Source organism: Streptomyces sp. NBC_01142 (genome assembly GCF_026341125.1).
Taxonomy (GTDB): domain Bacteria; phylum Actinomycetota; class Actinomycetes; order Streptomycetales; family Streptomycetaceae; genus Streptomyces.
Window position 1 is genome coordinate 2598793 of the sequence record NZ_JAPEOR010000001.1, and the last position, 18932, is coordinate 2617724.

The 18932-nt window shown below is 69.0% G+C and carries 19 protein-coding genes; 15 read left to right on the forward strand and 4 right to left on the reverse strand.

Annotated elements, in window-relative coordinates; translation table 11 throughout:
* Nucleotides 1–81 precede the first annotated feature (81 nt).
* Nucleotides 82–516: a YchJ family protein gene (locus OG883_RS11850; protein WP_266538813.1), complete on the forward strand. Its 435-nt coding sequence runs from the start codon at nucleotides 82–84 to the stop codon at nucleotides 514–516.
* Between the two features lie 202 nt (nucleotides 517–718).
* Here OG883_RS11850 and OG883_RS11855 read toward each other — a convergent pair whose 3' ends face one another.
* From OG883_RS11855 to OG883_RS11870, 4 genes are all read right to left on the reverse strand, one after another.
* Nucleotides 719–1687 (reverse strand): hypothetical protein, encoded by a 969-nt coding sequence (locus OG883_RS11855; protein WP_266538815.1) that lies wholly within the window; start codon nucleotides 1685–1687, stop codon nucleotides 719–721.
* 163 nt (nucleotides 1688–1850) lie between these two features.
* Nucleotides 1851–2111, reverse strand: coding sequence for a hypothetical protein (locus OG883_RS11860; RefSeq protein ID WP_266538818.1), 261 nt, complete (start codon nucleotides 2109–2111; stop codon nucleotides 1851–1853).
* Nucleotides 2112–2643: 532 nt separating this feature from the next.
* Nucleotides 2644–3411: an MBL fold metallo-hydrolase gene (locus OG883_RS11865; protein ID WP_266538820.1), complete on the reverse strand. Its 768-nt coding sequence runs from the start codon at nucleotides 3409–3411 to the stop codon at nucleotides 2644–2646.
* 121 nt (nucleotides 3412–3532) lie between these two features.
* On the reverse strand, nucleotides 3533–4747 hold the full coding sequence (locus OG883_RS11870; RefSeq protein ID WP_266538824.1) for a helix-turn-helix domain-containing protein: 1215 nt from the start codon (nucleotides 4745–4747) through the stop codon (nucleotides 3533–3535).
* Nucleotides 4748–5246: 499 nt separating this feature from the next.
* Between OG883_RS11870 and OG883_RS11875 the strand changes: the two genes are divergently transcribed.
* The 14 genes from OG883_RS11875 to OG883_RS11940 all read left to right on the forward strand — a co-directional run bounded on the left by OG883_RS11875 (nucleotide 5247) and on the right by OG883_RS11940 (nucleotide 18932).
* Entirely contained in the window at nucleotides 5247–5819 is a 573-nt protein-coding gene (locus OG883_RS11875; protein ID WP_266538827.1) for a hypothetical protein, read from the forward strand.
* A gap of 139 nt (nucleotides 5820–5958) precedes the next feature.
* Nucleotides 5959–7458, forward strand: coding sequence for a DUF6801 domain-containing protein (locus tag OG883_RS11880; RefSeq protein ID WP_266538830.1), 1500 nt, complete (start codon nucleotides 5959–5961; stop codon nucleotides 7456–7458).
* Between the two features lie 248 nt (nucleotides 7459–7706).
* The gene (locus OG883_RS11885) at nucleotides 7707–8699 is read left to right on the forward strand and encodes an ABC transporter ATP-binding protein (RefSeq protein WP_266538833.1); all 993 of its coding nucleotides are present in this window, start codon (nucleotides 7707–7709) and stop codon (nucleotides 8697–8699) included.
* On the forward strand, nucleotides 8696–9532 hold the full coding sequence (locus tag OG883_RS11890) for an ABC transporter permease (protein WP_266538837.1): 837 nt from the start codon (nucleotides 8696–8698) through the stop codon (nucleotides 9530–9532). Before OG883_RS11885 ends, OG883_RS11890 begins: the two co-directional genes overlap by 4 nt.
* Nucleotides 9533–9535: 3 nt before the next feature.
* Nucleotides 9536–10339, forward strand: coding sequence for an ABC transporter permease (locus OG883_RS11895; protein WP_266538841.1), 804 nt, complete (start codon nucleotides 9536–9538; stop codon nucleotides 10337–10339).
* Complete coding sequence (locus OG883_RS11900) at nucleotides 10336–11574, forward strand: MCE family protein (protein WP_266538844.1); 1239 nt, start codon at nucleotides 10336–10338, stop codon at nucleotides 11572–11574. The genes OG883_RS11895 and OG883_RS11900 overlap by 4 nt, the downstream gene beginning before the upstream one ends.
* The gene (locus tag OG883_RS11905; protein WP_266538847.1) at nucleotides 11571–12602 is read left to right on the forward strand and encodes an MCE family protein; all 1032 of its coding nucleotides are present in this window, start codon (nucleotides 11571–11573) and stop codon (nucleotides 12600–12602) included. Before OG883_RS11900 ends, OG883_RS11905 begins: the two co-directional genes overlap by 4 nt.
* Complete coding sequence (locus OG883_RS11910) at nucleotides 12599–13669, forward strand: MCE family protein (protein ID WP_266538850.1); 1071 nt, start codon at nucleotides 12599–12601, stop codon at nucleotides 13667–13669. The genes OG883_RS11905 and OG883_RS11910 overlap by 4 nt, the downstream gene beginning before the upstream one ends.
* Nucleotides 13666–14775: an MCE family protein gene (locus tag OG883_RS11915; RefSeq protein ID WP_266538853.1), complete on the forward strand. Its 1110-nt coding sequence runs from the start codon at nucleotides 13666–13668 to the stop codon at nucleotides 14773–14775. The genes OG883_RS11910 and OG883_RS11915 overlap by 4 nt, the downstream gene beginning before the upstream one ends.
* 80 nt (nucleotides 14776–14855) lie before the next feature.
* On the forward strand, nucleotides 14856–15983 hold the full coding sequence (locus tag OG883_RS11920; protein WP_266538856.1) for an MCE family protein: 1128 nt from the start codon (nucleotides 14856–14858) through the stop codon (nucleotides 15981–15983).
* Nucleotides 15983–17239 carry an MCE family protein gene (locus tag OG883_RS11925; RefSeq protein ID WP_266538859.1) on the forward strand — a complete coding sequence of 419 codons (1257 nt, stop codon included), beginning with the start codon at nucleotides 15983–15985 and terminating at the stop codon, nucleotides 17237–17239. The genes OG883_RS11920 and OG883_RS11925 overlap by 1 nt, the downstream gene beginning before the upstream one ends.
* Complete coding sequence (locus OG883_RS11930; protein ID WP_266538862.1) at nucleotides 17232–17747, forward strand: hypothetical protein; 516 nt, start codon at nucleotides 17232–17234, stop codon at nucleotides 17745–17747. The genes OG883_RS11925 and OG883_RS11930 overlap by 8 nt, the downstream gene beginning before the upstream one ends.
* Nucleotides 17748–17769: 22 nt before the next feature.
* Nucleotides 17770–18369, forward strand: coding sequence for a hypothetical protein (locus OG883_RS11935; protein WP_266538865.1), 600 nt, complete (start codon nucleotides 17770–17772; stop codon nucleotides 18367–18369).
* A gap of 17 nt (nucleotides 18370–18386) precedes the next feature.
* Nucleotides 18387–18932: a hypothetical protein gene (locus OG883_RS11940; RefSeq protein ID WP_266538868.1), complete on the forward strand. Its 546-nt coding sequence runs from the start codon at nucleotides 18387–18389 to the stop codon at nucleotides 18930–18932.

Sequence of the window (18932 nt, forward strand, 5' to 3'; positions counted from 1 at the left end):
CGGCGCAGGAGCTTACGGAGATCCCTCATGACCCGGAAGCCACGTGCGGGCCCATTCGCGCATTGGCTGGAAAATAGAGGCATGTCCCGACGCAGCTCACGCTCCAAGCACACCCCGGCACCGGCCCTCACCGGCGCCTCCCCCTGCCCCTGCGGGCTGCCCGCGTCCTACGGCGAGTGCTGCGGCCGGTTCCACAGCGGAGCGGAAGCCGCCCCCACCGCCGAGCTGCTGATGCGCTCCCGCTACAGCGCCTTCGTGGCCCAGGACGTGGCGTATCTGGTGCGTACATGGCACCCCGCGACCAGACCGCGGCACCTGGAGCTCGACCCCGGGACGCAGTGGACGAGTCTGGAGATCATGCAGACGACGGGCGGCAGCGCGTTCCACACCACGGGGACCGTCACCTTCCGGGCCCGCTACCGGCACCATGGGCAGCGGGGCGCCCTCCACGAGCGCAGCACCTTCGAACGGCGAAACGGCGCGTGGGTGTACGTGGAAGGCACCTTCGTGGAGTGACTCTTTCGTGGAGTGACTCCTCAGGCCGAGGACCCCCGCGGCCCTCCCGCGACCTTCGCCCGCATCGCGGCCATGCCCCGTCCAGCCCCGTGTGGTGGGTAGTGGCTCGGCGGCCCTGGATGAGCCATCGCGAGAAGCGCTGAAGGCCTACAGGTCTGAAGGCTCACAGGTGAGAAGGTCTACGAGTCTGAAAGCCCACGGCTCAGGAGGCCGGCGGGCCGTCGGCCAGCCGCACCGTGCTGAGGATCTTCCGCACCGTCGCGTCCGGCACTTCCTCCTGCACGCCCTTCGCGCCGAGGAAGGTCCACGACACGAAGTCGCCCTTGGGGTCCTTGAACGCGAACGCGGTGGCCTTGCCGTCAGTGTCGCACTTGCCCTTCTTCTCGACGCCGACGGACACTGCCGTGACCACGCTGCCCTTGATGCCCGATGTGGTGGTGTACGGCTCCGCCGCACCGGTCCTGACCTTCTTCTTGTCCGGCTGGGCGTACGCGCCGTAGATCCACAGGGACACGTTGGTGCGGGCCGCGTCCTCGGCGCTCCTGGCGCCGTTCTCACGCCGGGAGCCGGCGGAGGCGAGCGCCGAGTCCTCTTTGGTGCCGTCCATGTTGTCGTCCGACTGGCACCACTTCTCCTTGAGCATCGCCGGGGCCGCGAAGCCGACGAGGGGCTTCTCCTCCGGATCCCGGTCGTCGGAGACGTAGGTGGCCCAGTCCTGCGACTTGCGATCCCATTCCGCGGGCACGTCGAAGGCGATACCGCGCTTGGCGTTCACCACGACCTTCCAGCCTGGAACGACCGGTTCCGGTTGGTTGCCGCCACGGGCCGCGTCGTCGCCGCCCGAACGGGTCGGCCCCGTCCCCGGGGACGACGAGGACTCGGACCGCTTCGGGTCGGCGGAGTCGTCCTTGTCACCGCCCAGGACCAGGAAGCCGGTTGCGGCGGCCGTGATGACCACGGCGGCGGCCGCGGCGACGGCGATGACCGTGGTCTTTCTGCCGCCGCCCCGCGGAGGCGGAGGCGGGGGCGTACCCACCGGGACCGTGGGGGCGGCCCACGGCACCTGTCCCGGCTGCTGGGGCTGCTGGTACGGGTTGGGCTGCTGGTACGGATTCACGTGCCGGTCCTGCGAGTTCTGCTCGCCCCCCGACGGCTGCTGTCCTGGCCACATGGGAAGCAACCATAGAGGGGGCGCCGGGGCGAGGGCCGGGCGGGCCACACCCGGCCCCCGCGACCTCAGCGGACCGCCGGCCCGGGATCGCCCGGGCGATGGCGCCTGCGAGGCCGGAGGGTGGTCGCTGCAAGGGTGGACATGACGAGGCCGGGCGCCGGTGTCAGTGTGCGGCGCGGCCGGGCTTGATGATCAGCCTGGGGTTGTACGCGGCCAGCACCTTGTTGGCCCGGGCCAGAGTGGACAGCGCGTGCTCCCGGTCCGCCCGGTCCTCGGCGCACAGTGGGCCGTGGAACCGGTACACCTCACGTACGGCGCACTCGGCGTCGATCTCCGCCTGCAGTATGTGGAGCGGCATGCAGGACCCGATCAACGCGGCCACGCCATCGGGGATCGGCACGGGGATGAGGGGTGACGCGGTCACGTGTTGTCCTTCTCTGCTTCTTCTGTCGGGCGGCCGCCGGCGGTCGGCGGCCTGCTCCCTCCATACGTACCGGACGTGCTTCCGGGTTTGTCGGCGGGGATGTCTCGGGGTGGCAACCGTTTACGCAGGGATCTGGAAGAGCCGAAGTACGCAGTGATCCCGTCGGCCGCGCCCCGGTCGAACTGGTCGGGAAGGACAGGGTCGTACGAGAAATGCGCGCCTGCGGGACTCGCCCGGCGGCCCGCCTCCGGCTGCACCGCCGACATACCCTACGCGAACGCCGACCGTCCCCCGAATCGGTGGTCCCGCGACACACGGACCAGGACGGACAGTGGCGGCCCCGTCACCGCCCACGCCCGCGCGCGTGAAGTGACCGCCATGGCAAAGAGGTTGATCGATGCCGGTCGCGGACCCGCCGGTCGCGGACTCCGAGGGCACACCACCTCCGGACTCGGACCCCGAGGGCACGCCACCTCCGGCGCCGGCCAGATCGAGGGACCCTGCGCGACTCCGGCGCCCGCCAGCTCCTCGCCTAGATCGAGAAGCTGCTGCCGGGGGCCGCGTAGTCGATCCGGCCCTCGAACCGCGTGCCGGCGCGCACCAGCGCTTTCTCCGGGGTGAGGAAACGGCCGACGTGCGTGACGATCAACCGGCCCGCCCTCGCCGAGCGGGCCGTCTCTCCGGCGTCCTCAGGCGTGTGGTGAACAGGTTCGCCGCGCGTCGGGGCGCTCGCACTCTCGGCCTCGCACAGCAGGGCGTCGCAGCCGTCGGCCAAGCTGGTCAGGTTCGCGCAGGGCGCGGTGTCCCCGGAGTAGACCAGCGCCCGGCCCCCGGCCTCGACGCGGAGAGCGAAGGCCGGCATGCCGTGCGCGACTGCCCGGCTGGTCAAGGTGAGTGGGCCGACCTCGGCCCGGTGACCGTCGTACAACTCGTGCACCGCGAAAGCGGACTCGACCGGACTGCGGACGGAGGTGTTGGTGAGGAAATGGGCGAGCCGATCGGCGATTCCTGGCGGGCCGAACAGAGGAATCGGTGCCGTGAGCCGTACGTCGGCGAAAAGAGCGCCGTAGTAGGCCGTGAGCAGGTCCGCGCTGTGGTCGGCGTGGAGGTGCGAGATCCAGATCGCGTCCAGCTCGTCCAGCCGGACGTGTCGTTGGAGCTGGGCCAGCGTCCCGGTGCCTGCGTCCATCCACAACCGCACGTCACCGCCGGTCACCAGGTAGCCGGAGCACGGATTGTCCACGCTCGGATACGGCGTCGCGCTGCCGAGAACGGTCAGATGGAGAGAATCACTGATCATTTGCGGAGTCTAGAGAGCCTGCCATCCACAGATCCTGACGGGAGGAGGTCTTTCCGCAGTCGCCGCCTCGTCGGGGCCGCCCCGAGTGCGCGCCTGACGGGAAAGTGACCCGGCACGGTCGTCACGGCCCGGAGCCGTCGGTGCGCTCGCGCAGATGCAGCGCGCGCAGTACACCCTCCGTCGCGAACCTGCCCTCGGGGTCGGTGAGCTGAGTCCCGAAGATGGACTCGAGATTGCGTAGCCGGTAGCGGACGGTCTGCGGATGCACATCGAGGAGCTCGCCCATCTGGGCGGCCGTTCCACGGGTGTCGAGCCAGATCCGGAGCGTCTCGACGAGCCGGTCGCGGCGGGTGGGGGTGAGGCCGGCCAGTGGCGCGAGCTCCCGTTCGGTGAGCTGGTCCAGCAGCGCCGGGTCGGCCAGCAGCCAGAGGGTGAGCATATGGTCCGCGCAGCAGACCAGAGGGGAGTCGTCGATGGCGCCTGCGTCGATGAAGTCGAAGAGGCGGCGCGCCCAGCGGATCGAGTCCGCGGCGGTCGCGGTCGGCACGGTCAGTCCCACGGAAGCCCGGGTGCCGCTCAGCGCCTGTTCCAGCATGTGTCTTCGCTGGGCGTCGAACGGTCCCGGGATCAGTAAGTGCGGTTGGGGGTTGCCCAAGTCGACCAGGACACCGTTGTCGAGATCCGATCCGGACAACTCTGCCGGAGAGCGCAGGGCGACGAGGGTGACCCGTTCGGGCAGCGGCCAGCCGGTCTGTTCGCAGAGCTCGGCGATGGCCGTGCGGGGCACGGGCGGCCCGGCGAGGACCAGGTGGAGCAGTCGGCGGCGCAGCGTCTCCGCCCGCGCGACGGAGGGTGACAGGACCTCCAAGTAGCCCTCCCGGGTGAGGGCTTCGAGCTCGTCGACGTACGCGAAGAGGGCGTCGGCGAAGCTGAGCATCAGGGTGGGGGAGAGGTTGTAGCGCCGTCCCACCCGTTTCGCGCGCCGCAGGGCCACCCTGGCACCCAGCCGGTACGCGCCCTGCAGGGTCTCCAGGCTGCGTCCCTCGTACGCCTCGAACCTGCCGAAGCGGCGGCACATCTCGTCGCGGAGGGGGGAGGGGGCGGAGGGCGAGGCGACCTGATCGACGAAGACGGAGATGTTCTGCTCGACGCCGACCTGGATGGCCTGGCCGTAGGGGCCGTTGAGGAGCCGCCCGTACTCGGGGTACGCGCGGATGACCTCAATGCCGATCTCCTTGATCAGGCTGGGCAGTTCGGGCCGGAATATCGCGGCGAACTCCTGGGGGAGGGGGCCCAGAGGCTCTCCCGCGTCGGACGGCTGCGTACTTCTCGACATGTTTCTCCCCTCGATCTCCGGGCGTCCGGTGGGGGATGGAACTGCGGGGGAAGCGCTCCCACGGACCGACGGGCGTGACGACTTCGTGGAGTGCTGAACATAGACCAGACCAGGGCGCCTGCACAGCAGTTGGGACAGGGCGGGATGGCGCGGACGGTGGCCGGGGGCGGGCCGCGCGCGGCGGACGGGGGGGCGGACGGATGGGGCGGGGGTGCTCACTTCCGGATAAGAATTCATGGCGATCTGTTGGCGGGGCGATAAGAAAATACCCGCTGGTAGGCAGGTTGCAGGAAACTCTGGAACCAGTATTGCGTGGCCGGTTACCCGCTCGTAACGTCACTTCCGCAAGGTGCTCGACCGGGTGGCCGAAATAATTCGACCGCGTTCCATGAAGTGAGCCGCTATCGCTTTTCAGCCTGTTCGGGTGGAGAGCGGTCAATCAGGTACGCCAACTCCCCCCTGAAAGGAACTACCCGTGCGAAGAATTGCCAGAAGTGCCATGATCGCCACTGCCGCGTTCGCCGCGGCGGTCGGACTCACTGTGACCTCGGCCTCGGCCACGACACTGGCCACCTGGACGGTATCGCCCGGCGGGAACTTCGCGGCCGTCGCGGCCAATCCCACCCTGAGCGTTCCCAGCGCCACGCTCGAGTGCGCGTCGTCGGACGCAGCCGGCACGCTCAAGAGCGGAAGCGGTCTGGACGGCAACGGTATTGGCGACATCAACAACCTCGGCTTCACCGACTGTTCCGTGGCCGGTATTTCCTTCGAGGTCACCACTTCGAGCACGCCGTGGAAGCTGAATGTCTCCGATGTGAATCCCGGCAATCCGGACTGGGTCGACGGATCGATCAGCGGTGTCCGGGCGCACATCAGTGGCTTCGGATGTGACGCGGACTTCAGCGGCGACGTGACCGGCCACTGGGAGAACAGCACGGACAAGCTGGTCATCGACGGCGGTTCCCTGGTTGCCTCGAACGCGAGTTGCCTCGGCATCATCAATGACGGCGACGAGGCCCTGTTCGAGGCCTCCTACGACGTCTCGCCGGGCCAGACCATCACCAAGGACTGAGGCGGACCGGCGGGCAGAGCCGTCGTCGACCCCGTGACCTCCTCCGGAGTGGGGCACGGGGTCCCTCGGACCAGAGGCAGCGGAAAAGGAGCCGGAACGTGCAGACCCTCGGAGAAGAGCTCATCAGGGACGATGTGCGATGAGGGAGTCGAGGGGGCCTCGACGCGCCGCCCGCGTGGCTGTGCTGGGTGTGGGCGGGCTGCTCGCCGGGGTACTCGCCGGACCCGGCTCCACCACGGCGCAGGCGCGCGACGCCGGCGTCACGGTGACGTACCAGTGCCGGTTCCCCTCCGGGGTCCAGGACGTCCGTGTCGGCTTCGCCGGGGTCTTTCCGGACGCCGGCGCCGTCGGCCGGCCCATCCAGCCCGGTGAGACCACGCTGCGGGCGGCCATTCCCCTCTCCGTACTCGACGGCGCGCTGCCGGCCGGTACGACGGCGATCGCCGGCACGGCAGACCTGACCACCCGGGTGGCACAGAACGGCAATACGGTGGAAGCCGGCTGGCCGGACCTGGTCGCACCGCTGACCCCCTTACCGGAATCCGGCGATCTGGAACTGCTCCACAAGGGGCCTGTGCCCTCGGTCACGGTGACCGCCCCGGGCGAAGTGACCTTCACAGCAAGCGACTTCACGCTCGCACTGCGCCCGCAGACAGGCCAGGAGGAGGGGCAGGGGCAGCCCGACGGCCTGCCGCTCCCGGCCATCTCCTGCCAGCCCGCCGCCGGACAGGACGCCCGGCTGGCGAGCGTTGCGGTGCCGGCGGAATCCGGTCCGCCCTCGTCGCCGTCCCCCACGCCGGGTGGTCAGGGTGGACCGGAAGAGCCGGGGAAGGGGCAGAGCGGCCCCATCGCGGTCGAGCCGTCACCGCCGCCGGTGAACGACGTCTGTCCCGCGGAGCGGCCGACGGGAGAGCTGGACGACTCCCTCGTGTACCCGCCCCCGCCCGGCGCGCCGCCGAAAGTCACCAACTCGCCCGGTGTGCACGGCTGTGCCTACGCCGTCGGACTCGCCAATGTCCACAAGTTGCACGGCGCGATGATCATCAATGATCCGGGGAAGAACCCGGAACTGATCAATGTGCTGGCGAACAAGCGTGTGCTGAGCCGGAAGAAGACGGAGGAAGGCGGCGCGTTCGTACGAATCGACTCCCTCGGGGAGCTGGACCTTCCCGATGCCGAATCCACCTTCCTGACCTTCGGGTTTCAACCGGTCACGGCGAAAGTGGAGTTCACGAACGGTCCGCTGGTCATCTCCACGGGAAGTTACGGAAGCCCCCCGAACAAGGTCGACTTCGCTGTCGCCGGCTTCTATCAGTCACTGCGTCTGTACGACGTGAGCGTCAATGGCACCCCCCTGGACGTCGGAGCCGACTGCCGGACGGCACGGCCCTTCAAGGTGAAACTCAACGGCCGTTTCCCCGCGTACCCCAACGTGTTCCTGGGAGGACCGCTCAGTGGCCCTGTCACCATTCCAGAGTTCTCCGGATGCGGCACCGGGGGTGAGGACCTCGACCAGCTGTTCAGCGCCTCGATCTCTGGTCCGGGAAATCACATCGAGATGAACCAGGGCACCGTCTGCGTGCCGAGCCAGACCAACACCCCCTGCCCGCCGACCATGCCCGAACTTCCTGGCAGCTGACCCCCGAACCGGACCGGCCCACGGATGCACACGCACACGCGCAAGCACGCACGCGCACGCCGCTTACGCATTCGCGGACAAGGTTTCCCGGCCTAATTGTCATGGAGTGACAAGCGGTTCAGTTCGTCCTGAATCCGCTGTTCACATGCTTGCCCCGGCGGTGTGCGCGAACGTAGCGTGCGTGCGGCCCCCGGTGCACTTCTGCCACTTTCTGAACACGTGTGTAGTCATCTGGACTGGGAGGTGAGATGGGAATCGAGGTAGTGGTCGACGGGCTCACGAAATCCTTCGGCAAGCAGAACATCTGGCAGGACGTCACGCTCACCCTCCCGGCCGGAGAAGTCAGCGTCATGCTCGGCCCCTCGGGCACGGGAAAGACCGTGTTCCTCAAGTCGATCATCGGGCTCCTCAAACCCGAGAACGGCCGCGTCCTCATCAATGGCGTCGACATGGTGAACAGCTCCGAGCGCGACATCTACGAAACGCGCAAGCTCTTCGGCCTGATGTTCCAGGACGGCGCGCTCTTCGGGTCGATGACGCTCTTCGACAACATCGCCTTCCCGCTGCGCGAGCACACCCGCAAGAAGGAGTCCGAGATCCGCCGCACCGTCATGGAGCGGATGGACATGGTCGGACTCCTCGGCGCCGAAGGGAAACTGCCCGGCGAGATATCCGGCGGAATGCGCAAACGCGCGGGCCTCGCCCGCGCCCTCGTCCTGGACCCGCAGATCATCCTCTGCGACGAGCCGGACTCCGGACTCGACCCGGTCCGCACCGCGTATCTCTCCCAGCTCCTCATCGACCTGAACGCACAGATCGACGCGACGATGCTGATCGTCACCCACAATCTCGACATCGCCGCCACCGTCCCCGACAACATGGGGATGCTCTTCCGCCGCAACCTCGTCACCTTCGGGCCGCGTGAAGTGCTGCTCACCAGCGAGGAACCGGTGGTCGCGCAGTTCCTCAGCGGACGCCGCGAAGGCCCCATCGGGATGTCGGAGGAGAAGGACGCCGCGACGCTCGCACTGGAGCAGCGCAGTGCCGGCGGCTCACGGGCGAGCGGCCCCGACCTCAAACGCTTGGCCCCACAGCTCGAACCCTCCCCGGGCATGCCGGTGCGCCAGGCCGTACAGCGCCGGCGGCAGAGGGTGCTCGGCATGATGGCTCAGCTTCCGGAGGCCGCCCGTACAGCGATCATGCAGAGCTATGCCCCGGCCGGGGGCGGTGTGGCGACATGACCGCGCAGCTGCCGGTGCGACCCACCGCGCCGCCCGACCGTCCCCCGCCCGTGCCCCGGCCTCCCCTCAAAGCTCTCGCGCCGCTGCGCGAGACCGGGAAGCTCTTCGCGCTGGCTGCCGCCGTGACCCGGGCGGTCTTCCGCAGGCCCTTCCAAGTGCGGGAGTTCATCGAGCAGTTCTGGTTCATCGCCAGCGTCACCATCCTGCCCGCCGCCCTTGTCTCGATCCCGTTCGGTGCGGTGATCGCCCTCCAGGTCGGCTCACTCACCCAGCAGCTCGGCGCCCAGTCCTTCACCGGCGGCGCCAGCGTCCTCGCGGTCATCCAGCAGGCCAGCCCGCTCATCGTCGCCCTGCTGATCGCCGGCGCCGGCGGCTCCGCGATCTGCGCCGACCTCGGCTCCCGCACGATCCGCGAGGAGCTCGACGCCATGGAGGTCATGGGTGTCTCGCCCATTCAACGCCTGGTCGTCCCAAGGGTGCTGGCCACCATGTTCGTCGCCGTACTCCTCAACGGCATGGTCTCCGTCGTCGGCACTCTCGGCGGCTACTTCTTCAATGTGATCATGCAGGGCGGCACCCCCGGCGCGTACCTCGCGAGCTTCTCCGCCCTCGCGCAGCTGCCCGACCTCTACATCAGCGAACTCAAAGCGCTGATCTTCGGCTTCATCGCGGGCATCGTGGCCGCCTACCGCGGCCTCAACCCGCGCGGTGGCCCCAAGGGCGTGGGCGATGCGGTCAACCAGTCCGTCGTCATCACCTTCATGCTGCTGTTCTTCGTGAACATGGTCCTCACGGCGATCTATCTGCAGATCGTCCCCGCGAAGGGGGGCTGAGAGATGCCGATGCTCGGCTGGCTCGATCGCTCCGGCGACCAGCTCACCTTCTACGTACGGGCCCTGATCTGGATCCCGAAGACCCTGCGCCGCTATCTCAAAGAGGTGCAGCGGCTGCTCGCGGAGGTCGCCTTCGGCAGCGGCGGCCTCGGCGTCATCGGCGGCACGATCGGCGTGATGATCGCCATGACCCTGTTCACCGGCACGGTCGTCGGACTCCAGGGATACGCGGCCCTCAACCAGATCGGCACCTCCGCCTTCACCGGCTTCATCTCGGCGTACTTCAACACCCGCGAGATCGCCCCGCTGGTGGCCGGACTCGCCCTCTCCGCCACCGTCGGCGCAGGCTTCACCGCCCAGCTCGGCGCGATGCGCATCAACGAGGAGGTCGACGCCCTCGAAGCGATGGGCGTGCGCTCCATGCCGTATCTCGTCACCACCCGCATCATCGCCGGAGTCGTCGCCATCATCCCGCTGTACGCGATCGGCCTGCTCAGCTCCTATCTCGCCTCCCGCTGGATCACCGTGCTGTTCAACGGCCAGTCCGCGGGCACCTACGACCACTACTTCAATCTCTTCCTCTCCCCGGACGACGTCCTGCTCTCCATCCTCAAGGTGCTGATCTTCAGCGTGCTGGTGATCCTTGCGCACTGCTACTACGGCTTCCGCGCCACCGGCGGCCCGGCGGGCGTGGGCGTCGCCGTCGGCCGCTCCGTACGCAACGCCATCGTGCTGATCAGCGTCACCGACTTCTTCCTCTCCCTCGCCATCTGGGGCGCGACCACGACGGTGAAGGTGGCCGGATGAGCGCGCAGACGGTACGCCGACGGCTCGCGGGTGTGGTCTTCCTGCTGGTGCCCGTCCTTCTGGTGTGGCTCTCGGTCGCCGTGTACGACAAGGAGTTCACCGACGACGCCACCGTCACCGTCCTCGCGGGGACCGTCGGCAACGAAATGCACACCAACGCCGAGGTGAAGCTGCGCGGCGTCGTCGTCGGCGAGGTCCGCGACATCCACGCCGACGGCGAAGGCGCCCGCCTCACCCTTGCCATCCGGCCGGACAAGCTCAGCAGGGTGCCGGCCGATGTCACCGCGCAGATGCTGCCGACCACCCTGTTCGGCGAACGTTTCGTGGCGCTCGTACCGCCCGCCCGCAACCCCTCGCCGCACACCCTCAAGGCGGGGGACACCATTCCCCAGGACCGCTCCAGCAACGCCATCGAGCTGGAGCAGGTGCTCGACAACGTGCTGCCGCTGCTCACCGCCGTCAAGCCGGAGAAACTCTCCGCCACCCTGACAGCCGTCTCCCAGGCCCTCGAAGGGCGCGGCGACCAGCTCGGCGAGACCCTCATCACCCTCGACGCGCACCTGAAGCGACTCAACCCGCAACTCCCCGTCCTCAACCGGGACATCGCCCAGCTGGTCAAGGTCAGTCACCTCTACGCGGACGCGGCCCCGGACGTTCTCCAGGCGCTCACCGACTTCACCACCACCAGCGGCACCATCGCCGACCAGCACGCCGAACTCGCCGGCCTCTACGGCTCGACGACCAGGTCCGCCCAGGACCTGACCACTTTCCTCCAGCGGAACAAGGGCAACCTCATCCGACTCGCCTCGGTGAGCCGGCCCACCCTGGAGCTGCTCGCGCGGTACTCGCCCTCCTTCCCCTGCACCCTGCGCACCCTCGCCGGGTTCGTGCCCGCCATGGACAAGGCGCTCGGCAAGGGCACCCATGAGCCGGGACTCCATGTGAACGTGACCTCCGTGCCCTCCCTGGGCGCCTACGCGCCCGGCAAGGACACCCCGGTCTACAGAGCCGGGGGCGGACCGCACTGCTACACCGTGCCGTACACCGGCAGGCCCGCCCCCGCGGCGGCCGCCGCCGCGGCCGAGAACCTCGGACTGCCCAACTCGCCGCAGGAGAACCGGCTCGTCAACGAACTGCTGGCGCCCGTGCTGAAGAAAGCCCCCCAGGACCTGCCCGACTGGAGCGCCGTGCTCACCGGGCCGGTCTTCCGAGGTGCGGAGGTGAAGCTCAAGTGAAGCGCCGCAGCATCGCGGGACCGCTGGTCAAGTCGATCGCCTTCATCGTGATGACCGTACTGGCCACCACCGTCCTGGCGTTCAGCATCGGCCATACGGGAGTGGGCGACACCGCCCCGTACACGGCGCGGTTCTCCGACGCCACAGGGCTGATCGAAGGCGACAGTGTACGGATCGCCGGGGTCAAGGTCGGCCAGGTCGAGTCCATCAGGGTTGCTGACCGCCGTGTTGCCGAGGTCGGCTTCAGTGTCCGGAAGGGACGGAAGCTGCCCGCCTCGGTGACCGCGTCCATCAAGTACCTCAACATGGTCGGCCAGCGCTACATCGACCTTGACCAGGGCGCCGGACCGGTCGGCCGAAGCTTCGCCGCAGGCGACACCATCCCACTGGAGCGCACCACCCCCGCACTCGACCTCACCCAGCTCTTCAACGGCTTCCAGCCGCTGTTCGAAGGACTCTCGCCGAACGAGATCAACGACCTGGCCGGCTCCATCGTCCAGGTCCTCCAGGGCGAGGGCGGCACGGTCGACAGCCTGATCGGACATGTGGGCTCGCTGACCACCACCGTCGCAGGCAAGGACAAAGTCATCGGCCAGGTCATCAAGAACCTCAACACCGTGCTCAAGACGGTCAACGACCGCGAAGCCGGATTCAACGACCTCGTGACCACCCTCCAGAAGCTGGTCACGGGATTCTCCGGTGACCGCAAACCGCTCGGGCAGGCCGTCGTCGCCATGGGCGACCTGACCACCGTCACCGCCGACCTCCTTCAGGACGGCCGGAAGCCGCTCAAGCAAAACATCGCCGAACTCGGGCGGCTGTCCAGGCAACTGGGCGACAACAGTCCCGCGATCGAGAACTTCCTGCGGAAGACGCCCGCCAAGATGCAGGCCATCTCCCGTCTCGCCTCCTACGGATCCTGGCTCAACCTCTATCTCTGCGAGGCGAAGGTCACCGGAGTCGCCACCTCGGACGGCAGCAAGCCGCTCACCGGCATCGGCATCACCGAGTCGAGGTGCCTGGGATGAAGACGATCAGGATTCCCCGTTTCACGCTCGGCCCGTTGCGGACCGGCCGCATCAAGCCCGTACGGGAACGGAACCCCGTCGCGGTCAGCCTGGTCGGTCTGCTGGTCCTGGCGCTGCTCGGCATCGCCGCCTACCGGGCGGAATCCCTTCCCTTCATCGGCGGCGGCACCACCTACACCGCCGACTTCACCGAGGCCGCGGGCCTCGACGACGGGGACGAGGTGCGGATCGCCGGAGTGAAGGTCGGCGAGGTCACCGCCGTAGGCCTCGACGGCGACAAGGTCAAGGTCAGCTTCACGGTGAAGGACGCCTGGATCGGCAACTCCAGCACCGCGGCCATCGCCATCAAGACGCTGCTGGGCGAGAAGTACCTGGCACTCGACCCGCTCGGCACCCGCAGGCAGGACCCCGCCGAGCGCATCCCGGCCGGCCGCACCACCTCCCCGTACGACGTCACCCAGGCCTTCAACGGACTCGGCGAAACCATCGGGAAGATCGACACCGAGCAGCTCGCCAAGAGCTTCGACACGATCTCCGCCACCTTCAAGAACTCCCCGCCCAACGTCCGCAGCGCCGCGACCGGGCTCTCCGCGCTCTCCCGGTCCGTCTCCGACCGGGACGCCCAGCTCGCCCAACTGCTCCGAGGCAGCAAACAGCTCACCAAGACCCTGGCCGGGAAGAAGAGCAGCTTCGAGACGCTCCTGGAGGACGGCAGCCTGCTGCTCGGCGAGATCCAGGCACGGCGGGACGCCATCCATCTGCTGCTCACCGGCACCAGGGACCTCGGCATCCAGCTCACCGGTGTCGTCCAGGACAACAAGCAGCAGCTGAAGCCCACTCTGGACGCCCTCGGCAAGGTCACCGGGGTACTGCTGAAGAACCGCAAGAGCCTCGACCGAACTCTCGCCCTCGCCGGGCCGTACTACCGCCTCGTCGGCAACACCCTCGGCAACGGCCGCTGGTTCGACAGCTATGTCTGCGGCCTCGTCCCCAAGAACTATCTGCCCGCCGGTACGCCTCCGACGACCGGATGCATGCCGCCCAAGCCCCGAGGCGGCGCGTCGTGAACCTCAAGCGCATCGTCGGGATCGGCGCGGGCCTCGCGGTCGTCGCCGTCGCGGGCACCTCGGGAGTACTGGCCCTCGAGGACTCCCGATCCACCCGTATCACCGCCTACTTCAGCCGGGCGACCGGTGTGTACGAGGGCTCCGAGCTGCGGGTCCTCGGCGTCAAGGTCGGCACCGTCGACACCGTACGGCCACAGGGCGACCAGGTCAGGGTGACCCTGCTGCTCGACGAGGACGTCAAGGTCCCCAAGGACGCGCACGCCGTCGTCGTCGCGCCCAGCGTCGTCGCCGACCGCTACATCCAGCTCGCCCCCGCCTACACCGGCGGGGAACGGATCGAGGACGGCGCGGTGCTGCCCGCCGCGCGCAACGCCATGCCACTCGAAGTCGACCAGCTGTACGAGTCGATCACCGAGCTCAGCACCGCGCTCGGCCCCAAGGGCGCCAACGCGCAGGGCGCGCTCGCCGGTCTCTTCGAGACCGGAGCCGCGAACCTCGACGGCAACGGCAAGGCGATCGGCGACTCCATCGAGCAGTTCGGCAAGGCGGCCAAGACCCTGGACGGCAGCAGCGGCGACCTCTTCGCCACCCTCGCCCACCTCCAGTCCTTCACCGCGATGCTCAAGAAGAACGACGGCAACGTGGCCAGGGCCGAACAGCAACTGGCCACCGTCACCGGGTTCCTGGCCGAGGACAAGGAGAACCTGGGCGCCGCGCTGAAGGAACTCGGCACCGCACTGGGCAAGGTCAAGGGCTTCATCAAGGAGAACCGCGGCAGCCTGAAGAAGAACGTCGACGCGCTGGTTCCGCTCACCCGGACCCTGGTCGACCAGCGCGCCTCGCTCGCCGAGGCCATGGACACCGTGCCGCTTGCGGCGGGCAATGTGCTGAACGCGTACGACCCAGTGCACCGCACCCTCAACGGCCGCGCCGACATCAACGAGCTGAGCTTCGGCCCGGAGATCGTCATCCCGGCCGGGACGGGTTCCCTCGACGGCCTGGTGCCGGTGACGGCCTCCCGGCAGAAGGCACTGCCCAGCCTGCCGCTGCCGCCCGTCGGCAAGGTCTACGGCACCCCTCAGCAGCGGAAGGGGGCCTCCCGTTGAGAGGCACGCGTAGGAGGGGCACGCGTACGACAGGGGCGCAGGCAAGCAGCACGCGTACGGCAGGGGCGCGTACGAGAGGCATGCGTACCGGCCCCGGTCTCGCCCCGGTCCTCGCCCTGACCGTCTGCCTCGCGGTGACCGTCTCCGGCTGTTCGATGCCCGAGGTGTCCGGCATCGAACAGCTGCCGCTGCCCGGCGGGGCGGACCTCGGGGACGACCCGTACGAGATCACCGCGGAGTTCGCCGATGTGCTGAGCCTGGTCCCGCAGTCCGCGGTCAAGGTGAACGATGTCTCCGTCGGCCGGGTCACCAAGATCACCCTCAGCCCCGACGACTGGTCGGCAATGGTCACCATGCGCATCAACGGTCAGGTGAAACTGCCCGCCAACGCCTTCGCCCACCTCGAACAGTCCAGCCTGCTCGGCGAGAAGTACATCCAGCTCTCCCCGCCCGCCACGACACAGACGGCCACGGGCAGGCTCGCCGACGGAGCGGCCATCCCGATGACGCGTACCAACCGCAACCCGGAGGTCGAAGAGGTCTTCGGTGCGCTGTCCCTGCTGCTCAACGGCGGTGGCATCAACCAGATCAAGACCATTGCCACCGAACTCAACAAGGCCGTCGGGGGCAGAGAACCCAAGGTCCGCTCCATGCTGAAGCGGGTCGACACGCTGGTGACCAGCCTCGACAGGAACAAGGGGAACATCACCGCAGCCCTCGACGGTGTCAACCGGCTCGCCGCCACACTCGCCACCCGCAAGCAAGAGGTCGGCCAGGTCCTCACCGGGCTCAGCCCGGGCCTGAAGGTGCTGGAGCAGCAGCGCGGCTCGTTGCTGACGATGCTCCGCGCGCTCGGCACGCTCTCCACGGTCGCCGTCGACACCGTCAAGAGGAGCAAGGACGACACGATCGCCGACCTCAAGGCGCTCGCGCCCACCCTGAAGGCGCTCGCCGACTCGGGGCAGGCACTGCCCGACTCGCTCCAGGTGCTGCTCACCTACCCCTTCACCGACGAGGTGCTGCGCGGGGTGAAGGGCGACTACCTCAACGTCTATCTGGATGTCACGGCCGTGCCGGGGACGACGATCATCCCCGAGTACAAGCCGGACGAGGACAAACCGTCCGCGCGGGCGGGGACGGGCGGTGCGCCGCCGGCCCCGCTGCCGCTGCCTTCGGTGACCGTGCCCGAAGGGGAAGGGAGCAACTGATGGTCACCCTCGCCACCCGCCTCAAGAACATCGCCTTCCTGATCATCGGTGTTCTGGTGCTGGGCTTCATCGGCATCCGCTACGCGGACCTCGGCCACTACGTCGGTATGCGGGACTACTACACGGTCAAGGTCCAACTCCCGCAGACCGGCGGCCTGTTCACCCACTCCAACGTCACCTATCGAGGCGTGTCGGTGGGCCGCGTCGGACCCATCGGGCTGACCGACGAGGGGGTCGAGGCCGAACTGCGGATCAAGGACTCCGCGCCGCGGATCCCCGCAGACCTCGAAGCCGTCGTCGCCAGCCTCTCCGCGGTGGGCGAGCAGTACATCGACCTGCGGCCGGCCGGCGACGACGGGCCCTATCTGCGGGACGGCGCGGTGATCGCCCAGTCCGACACTCGTGTCCCCGCGCCCGTGACCGAAGTCCTCACCAGCGTCGACGAGCTGGCCTCCTCCGTAGACCTGGAGTCCCTGCGGACCGTCGTCGACGAATTCGGCGCCGCCCTCACCGGGCGCGGCGACGACCTCCAGGTGCTGCTGGACAACGGCAACGAGTTCGTCCTTGCCGCCGACGAGGCACTGCCCGTCAACACCCGGCTGATGACCGACGGTGAGACGGTGCTGCGCACCCAGGCCGAGCAGGGCCAGGCGCTGAAGTCCTTCGCCTCCGGCGCCAGAGAACTCGCCGGACAGCTCAAGGGTTCCGACGCCGACCTGCGCAAGCTCATCGCCGCCGCGCCGGACGCGGCCGGCCAGATCAGCGGCCTGCTGCGCGACCTCGACCCGAGCTTCGCCGTGGTGGTCGCCAATCTGCTGACCACCTCCGAGGTGGCCGTGACCCGGCAGCGCGGCATGGAGGAACTGCTGGTCAAGCTCCCCGCTGTCGCCGCCGCGGGCTCGACCGCCGTTACGGCCAAGGGAGCGAGTTTCGGTATGTCGGTGACCTTCTTCGAGCCGCTGCCCTGCACCGCCGGATACGGCGGCACCACCTACCGCAACGGTCTCGACACCTCGCCCGCGCCCGCACTCAACACCAGGGCCCGCTGCGCCTCCTCGCCGGGCAGCGGCATCAACGTCCGCGGCAGCGCGAACGCGCCCCGCGGCGGGCCCGTGCCGGATCCCGCGCGGCCCGGCGCGATGCTCCTGGGAGCCGCCGCGGGAGGCCGGCTCCCAGGAGCCCTGGGGCTGCCCGCGGTCCCGGACTCCTCGTCCGGCCTGGGCGGCTTGCTGGGGCTGGGGGCAGCGCATGACTAGCGCGGGCAGGCGTGGCGGCGGAGCAGGTGGCCGGGCCGCCCTTGCCGCCTGGTCCGCGGTGGTCCTGGCCGTGCTGTTCTGCGCCTTCGCCGGATGGTCGTACGGGCAGGCGAGGGGCGGCGACTCGCTGACGTACGCGACCAACCGTGACGAGGCACTGGAAGACGGACGGGAGCACATCGCCCGGCTCACCAGCTTCGATGCCAAGGACCCCGATGCCGGGCGCCGCCAGTGGCTCGACGCCTCGACCGGGCCGCTGCGCGACGAGCTGAAGCGGTCCAGGGCCACGACGGACACGACGGCGCGCGCCACCGTCACGGACGCGGCCCTCACGGCGCTCGACACCCGGGCCGGTACGGCCGAACTGATCGCCACGGTACGGGTCGAGATCAGCCCGGGCAGCGGTGCGGCCGGCACCGACCGCAAGCGGCTGGAAGCCACGCTTGCCCGCACCGCGGACGGCTGGAAGGTCACGGCACTCAGCGCGATTCCGGTCGGCGGGGCGTGAGGGGCATGGGAGGAGGCCGAGGATGAGTACGGGCGAAGAGGTCAAGGCCGTCCACCTACCGGCGCCGCGTTCGTCGCCCGAGAACGATGAGCCCGAGCCGGAGCCACGTCGTGGTGCCCGGACTCCGCGATGGCTCGTCCCGGCGGTCGTCGCCGCCGTCCTCGCGCTTGCGCTGGGCGGAGCCGGACTCCTGTTCCGGGTCGGGGAGTTGACCAATTCTCCGGCCGCCGGAAACCGCGCGCTCACCGACACCGAGGCCACCACCCGGGTGATCGGCGATGTCAGCAGTGCGCTCGGCAAGGTCTTCTCGTACGCGCCCACCAACACGGGAGCGACCCGCCAGTCGGCACGGGAACTGCTCGCCGGAAAGGCCGCCCGCCAGTACGGCGAGCTGTTCGGGCAGGTCGAGAAGCGGGCTGCGGAGCAGAAGCTGACGCTCACCACCCACGTCGTACGGGCCGGAGTGACCCGGCTGACCGACCGCGGTGCCCACCTCCTGGTCTTCCTCGACCAGGTTGCCGAACGCCGGGGCAAACCGCCCGTCACCACCGCCGCCCAGCTGTCGGTCACCGCGGAACTGAGCGACGGGCGCTGGCAGATCGTCGACATCACATCCCGGTAGGGGAGGGGGAGAGATCCATGGGGTCCAGAGGGTCCATGGCACGGACGACGCGGAATCCGCTGACGGCGGTGGCTCTCGCACTGGCAGTCGTGGCGGGGTGTTTCGCGGGATGGGGCGGCTGGTCGTGGTACGGGGCGGCGCACGACGACTCCCTCGCGTACGCGCAGGAGCGGGACGAGGTGCTGGCCGCGGGCGAGCAGGCGGTGCAGAACATGAACACCCTCGACCACCGCGATCTCGGACGCGGGCTCGACACCTGGGAGGACTCGGCCACCGGGGATCTTCGCAAGCAACTGACCCAAGGGCGCGGTGAGTTCGAGAAGCAGATCCAGCAGTCCAGGACGGTCACCAGCGCCAAGGTGCTGTCGGGCGCGGTGAGGGAACTGGACGACCGGGCCGGCAGGGCGAGCGTGCTGGTCGCCCTGCGGATCACGGTGACCGCGCCGAAGGGCAAGCCGGCGCAGAAGGAGAGCCGGATGCTCGGCGAGCTCACCCGTACGTCCGAGGGCTGGAAGCTCAGCGCACTCGGCCAGGCGCCGGTCGGCAACACCGCGGCCGAGTGA

What these genes read in the sequence shown, in the direction of transcription:
- OG883_RS11850 (WP_266538813.1), top strand. Translation starts at nt 82, where the DNA reads ATGTCCCGACGCAGCTCACGCTCCAAGCACACCCCGGCACCGGCCCTC.
- OG883_RS11855 (WP_266538815.1), bottom strand. Translation starts at nt 1,687, where the DNA reads ATGTGGCCAGGACAGCAGCCGTCGGGGGGCGAGCAGAACTCGCAGGAC.
- OG883_RS11865 (WP_266538820.1), bottom strand. Translation starts at nt 3,411, where the DNA reads ATGATCAGTGATTCTCTCCATCTGACCGTTCTCGGCAGCGCGACGCCG.
- OG883_RS11870 (WP_266538824.1), bottom strand. Translation starts at nt 4,747, where the DNA reads ATGTCGAGAAGTACGCAGCCGTCCGACGCGGGAGAGCCTCTGGGCCCC.
- OG883_RS11875 (WP_266538827.1), top strand. Translation starts at nt 5,247, where the DNA reads ATGATCGCCACTGCCGCGTTCGCCGCGGCGGTCGGACTCACTGTGACC.
- OG883_RS11880 (WP_266538830.1), top strand. Translation starts at nt 5,959, where the DNA reads ATGAGGGAGTCGAGGGGGCCTCGACGCGCCGCCCGCGTGGCTGTGCTG.
- OG883_RS11885 (WP_266538833.1), top strand. Translation starts at nt 7,707, where the DNA reads ATGGGAATCGAGGTAGTGGTCGACGGGCTCACGAAATCCTTCGGCAAG.
- OG883_RS11890 (WP_266538837.1), top strand. Translation starts at nt 8,696, where the DNA reads ATGACCGCGCAGCTGCCGGTGCGACCCACCGCGCCGCCCGACCGTCCC.
- OG883_RS11895 (WP_266538841.1), top strand. Translation starts at nt 9,536, where the DNA reads ATGCCGATGCTCGGCTGGCTCGATCGCTCCGGCGACCAGCTCACCTTC.
- OG883_RS11900 (WP_266538844.1), top strand. Translation starts at nt 10,336, where the DNA reads ATGAGCGCGCAGACGGTACGCCGACGGCTCGCGGGTGTGGTCTTCCTG.
- OG883_RS11910 (WP_266538850.1), top strand. Translation starts at nt 12,599, where the DNA reads ATGAAGACGATCAGGATTCCCCGTTTCACGCTCGGCCCGTTGCGGACC.
- OG883_RS11920 (WP_266538856.1), top strand. Translation starts at nt 14,856, where the DNA reads ATGCGTACCGGCCCCGGTCTCGCCCCGGTCCTCGCCCTGACCGTCTGC.
- OG883_RS11925 (WP_266538859.1), top strand. Translation starts at nt 15,983, where the DNA reads ATGGTCACCCTCGCCACCCGCCTCAAGAACATCGCCTTCCTGATCATC.
- OG883_RS11930 (WP_266538862.1), top strand. Translation starts at nt 17,232, where the DNA reads ATGACTAGCGCGGGCAGGCGTGGCGGCGGAGCAGGTGGCCGGGCCGCC.
- OG883_RS11935 (WP_266538865.1), top strand. Translation starts at nt 17,770, where the DNA reads ATGAGTACGGGCGAAGAGGTCAAGGCCGTCCACCTACCGGCGCCGCGT.
- OG883_RS11940 (WP_266538868.1), top strand. Translation starts at nt 18,387, where the DNA reads ATGGGGTCCAGAGGGTCCATGGCACGGACGACGCGGAATCCGCTGACG.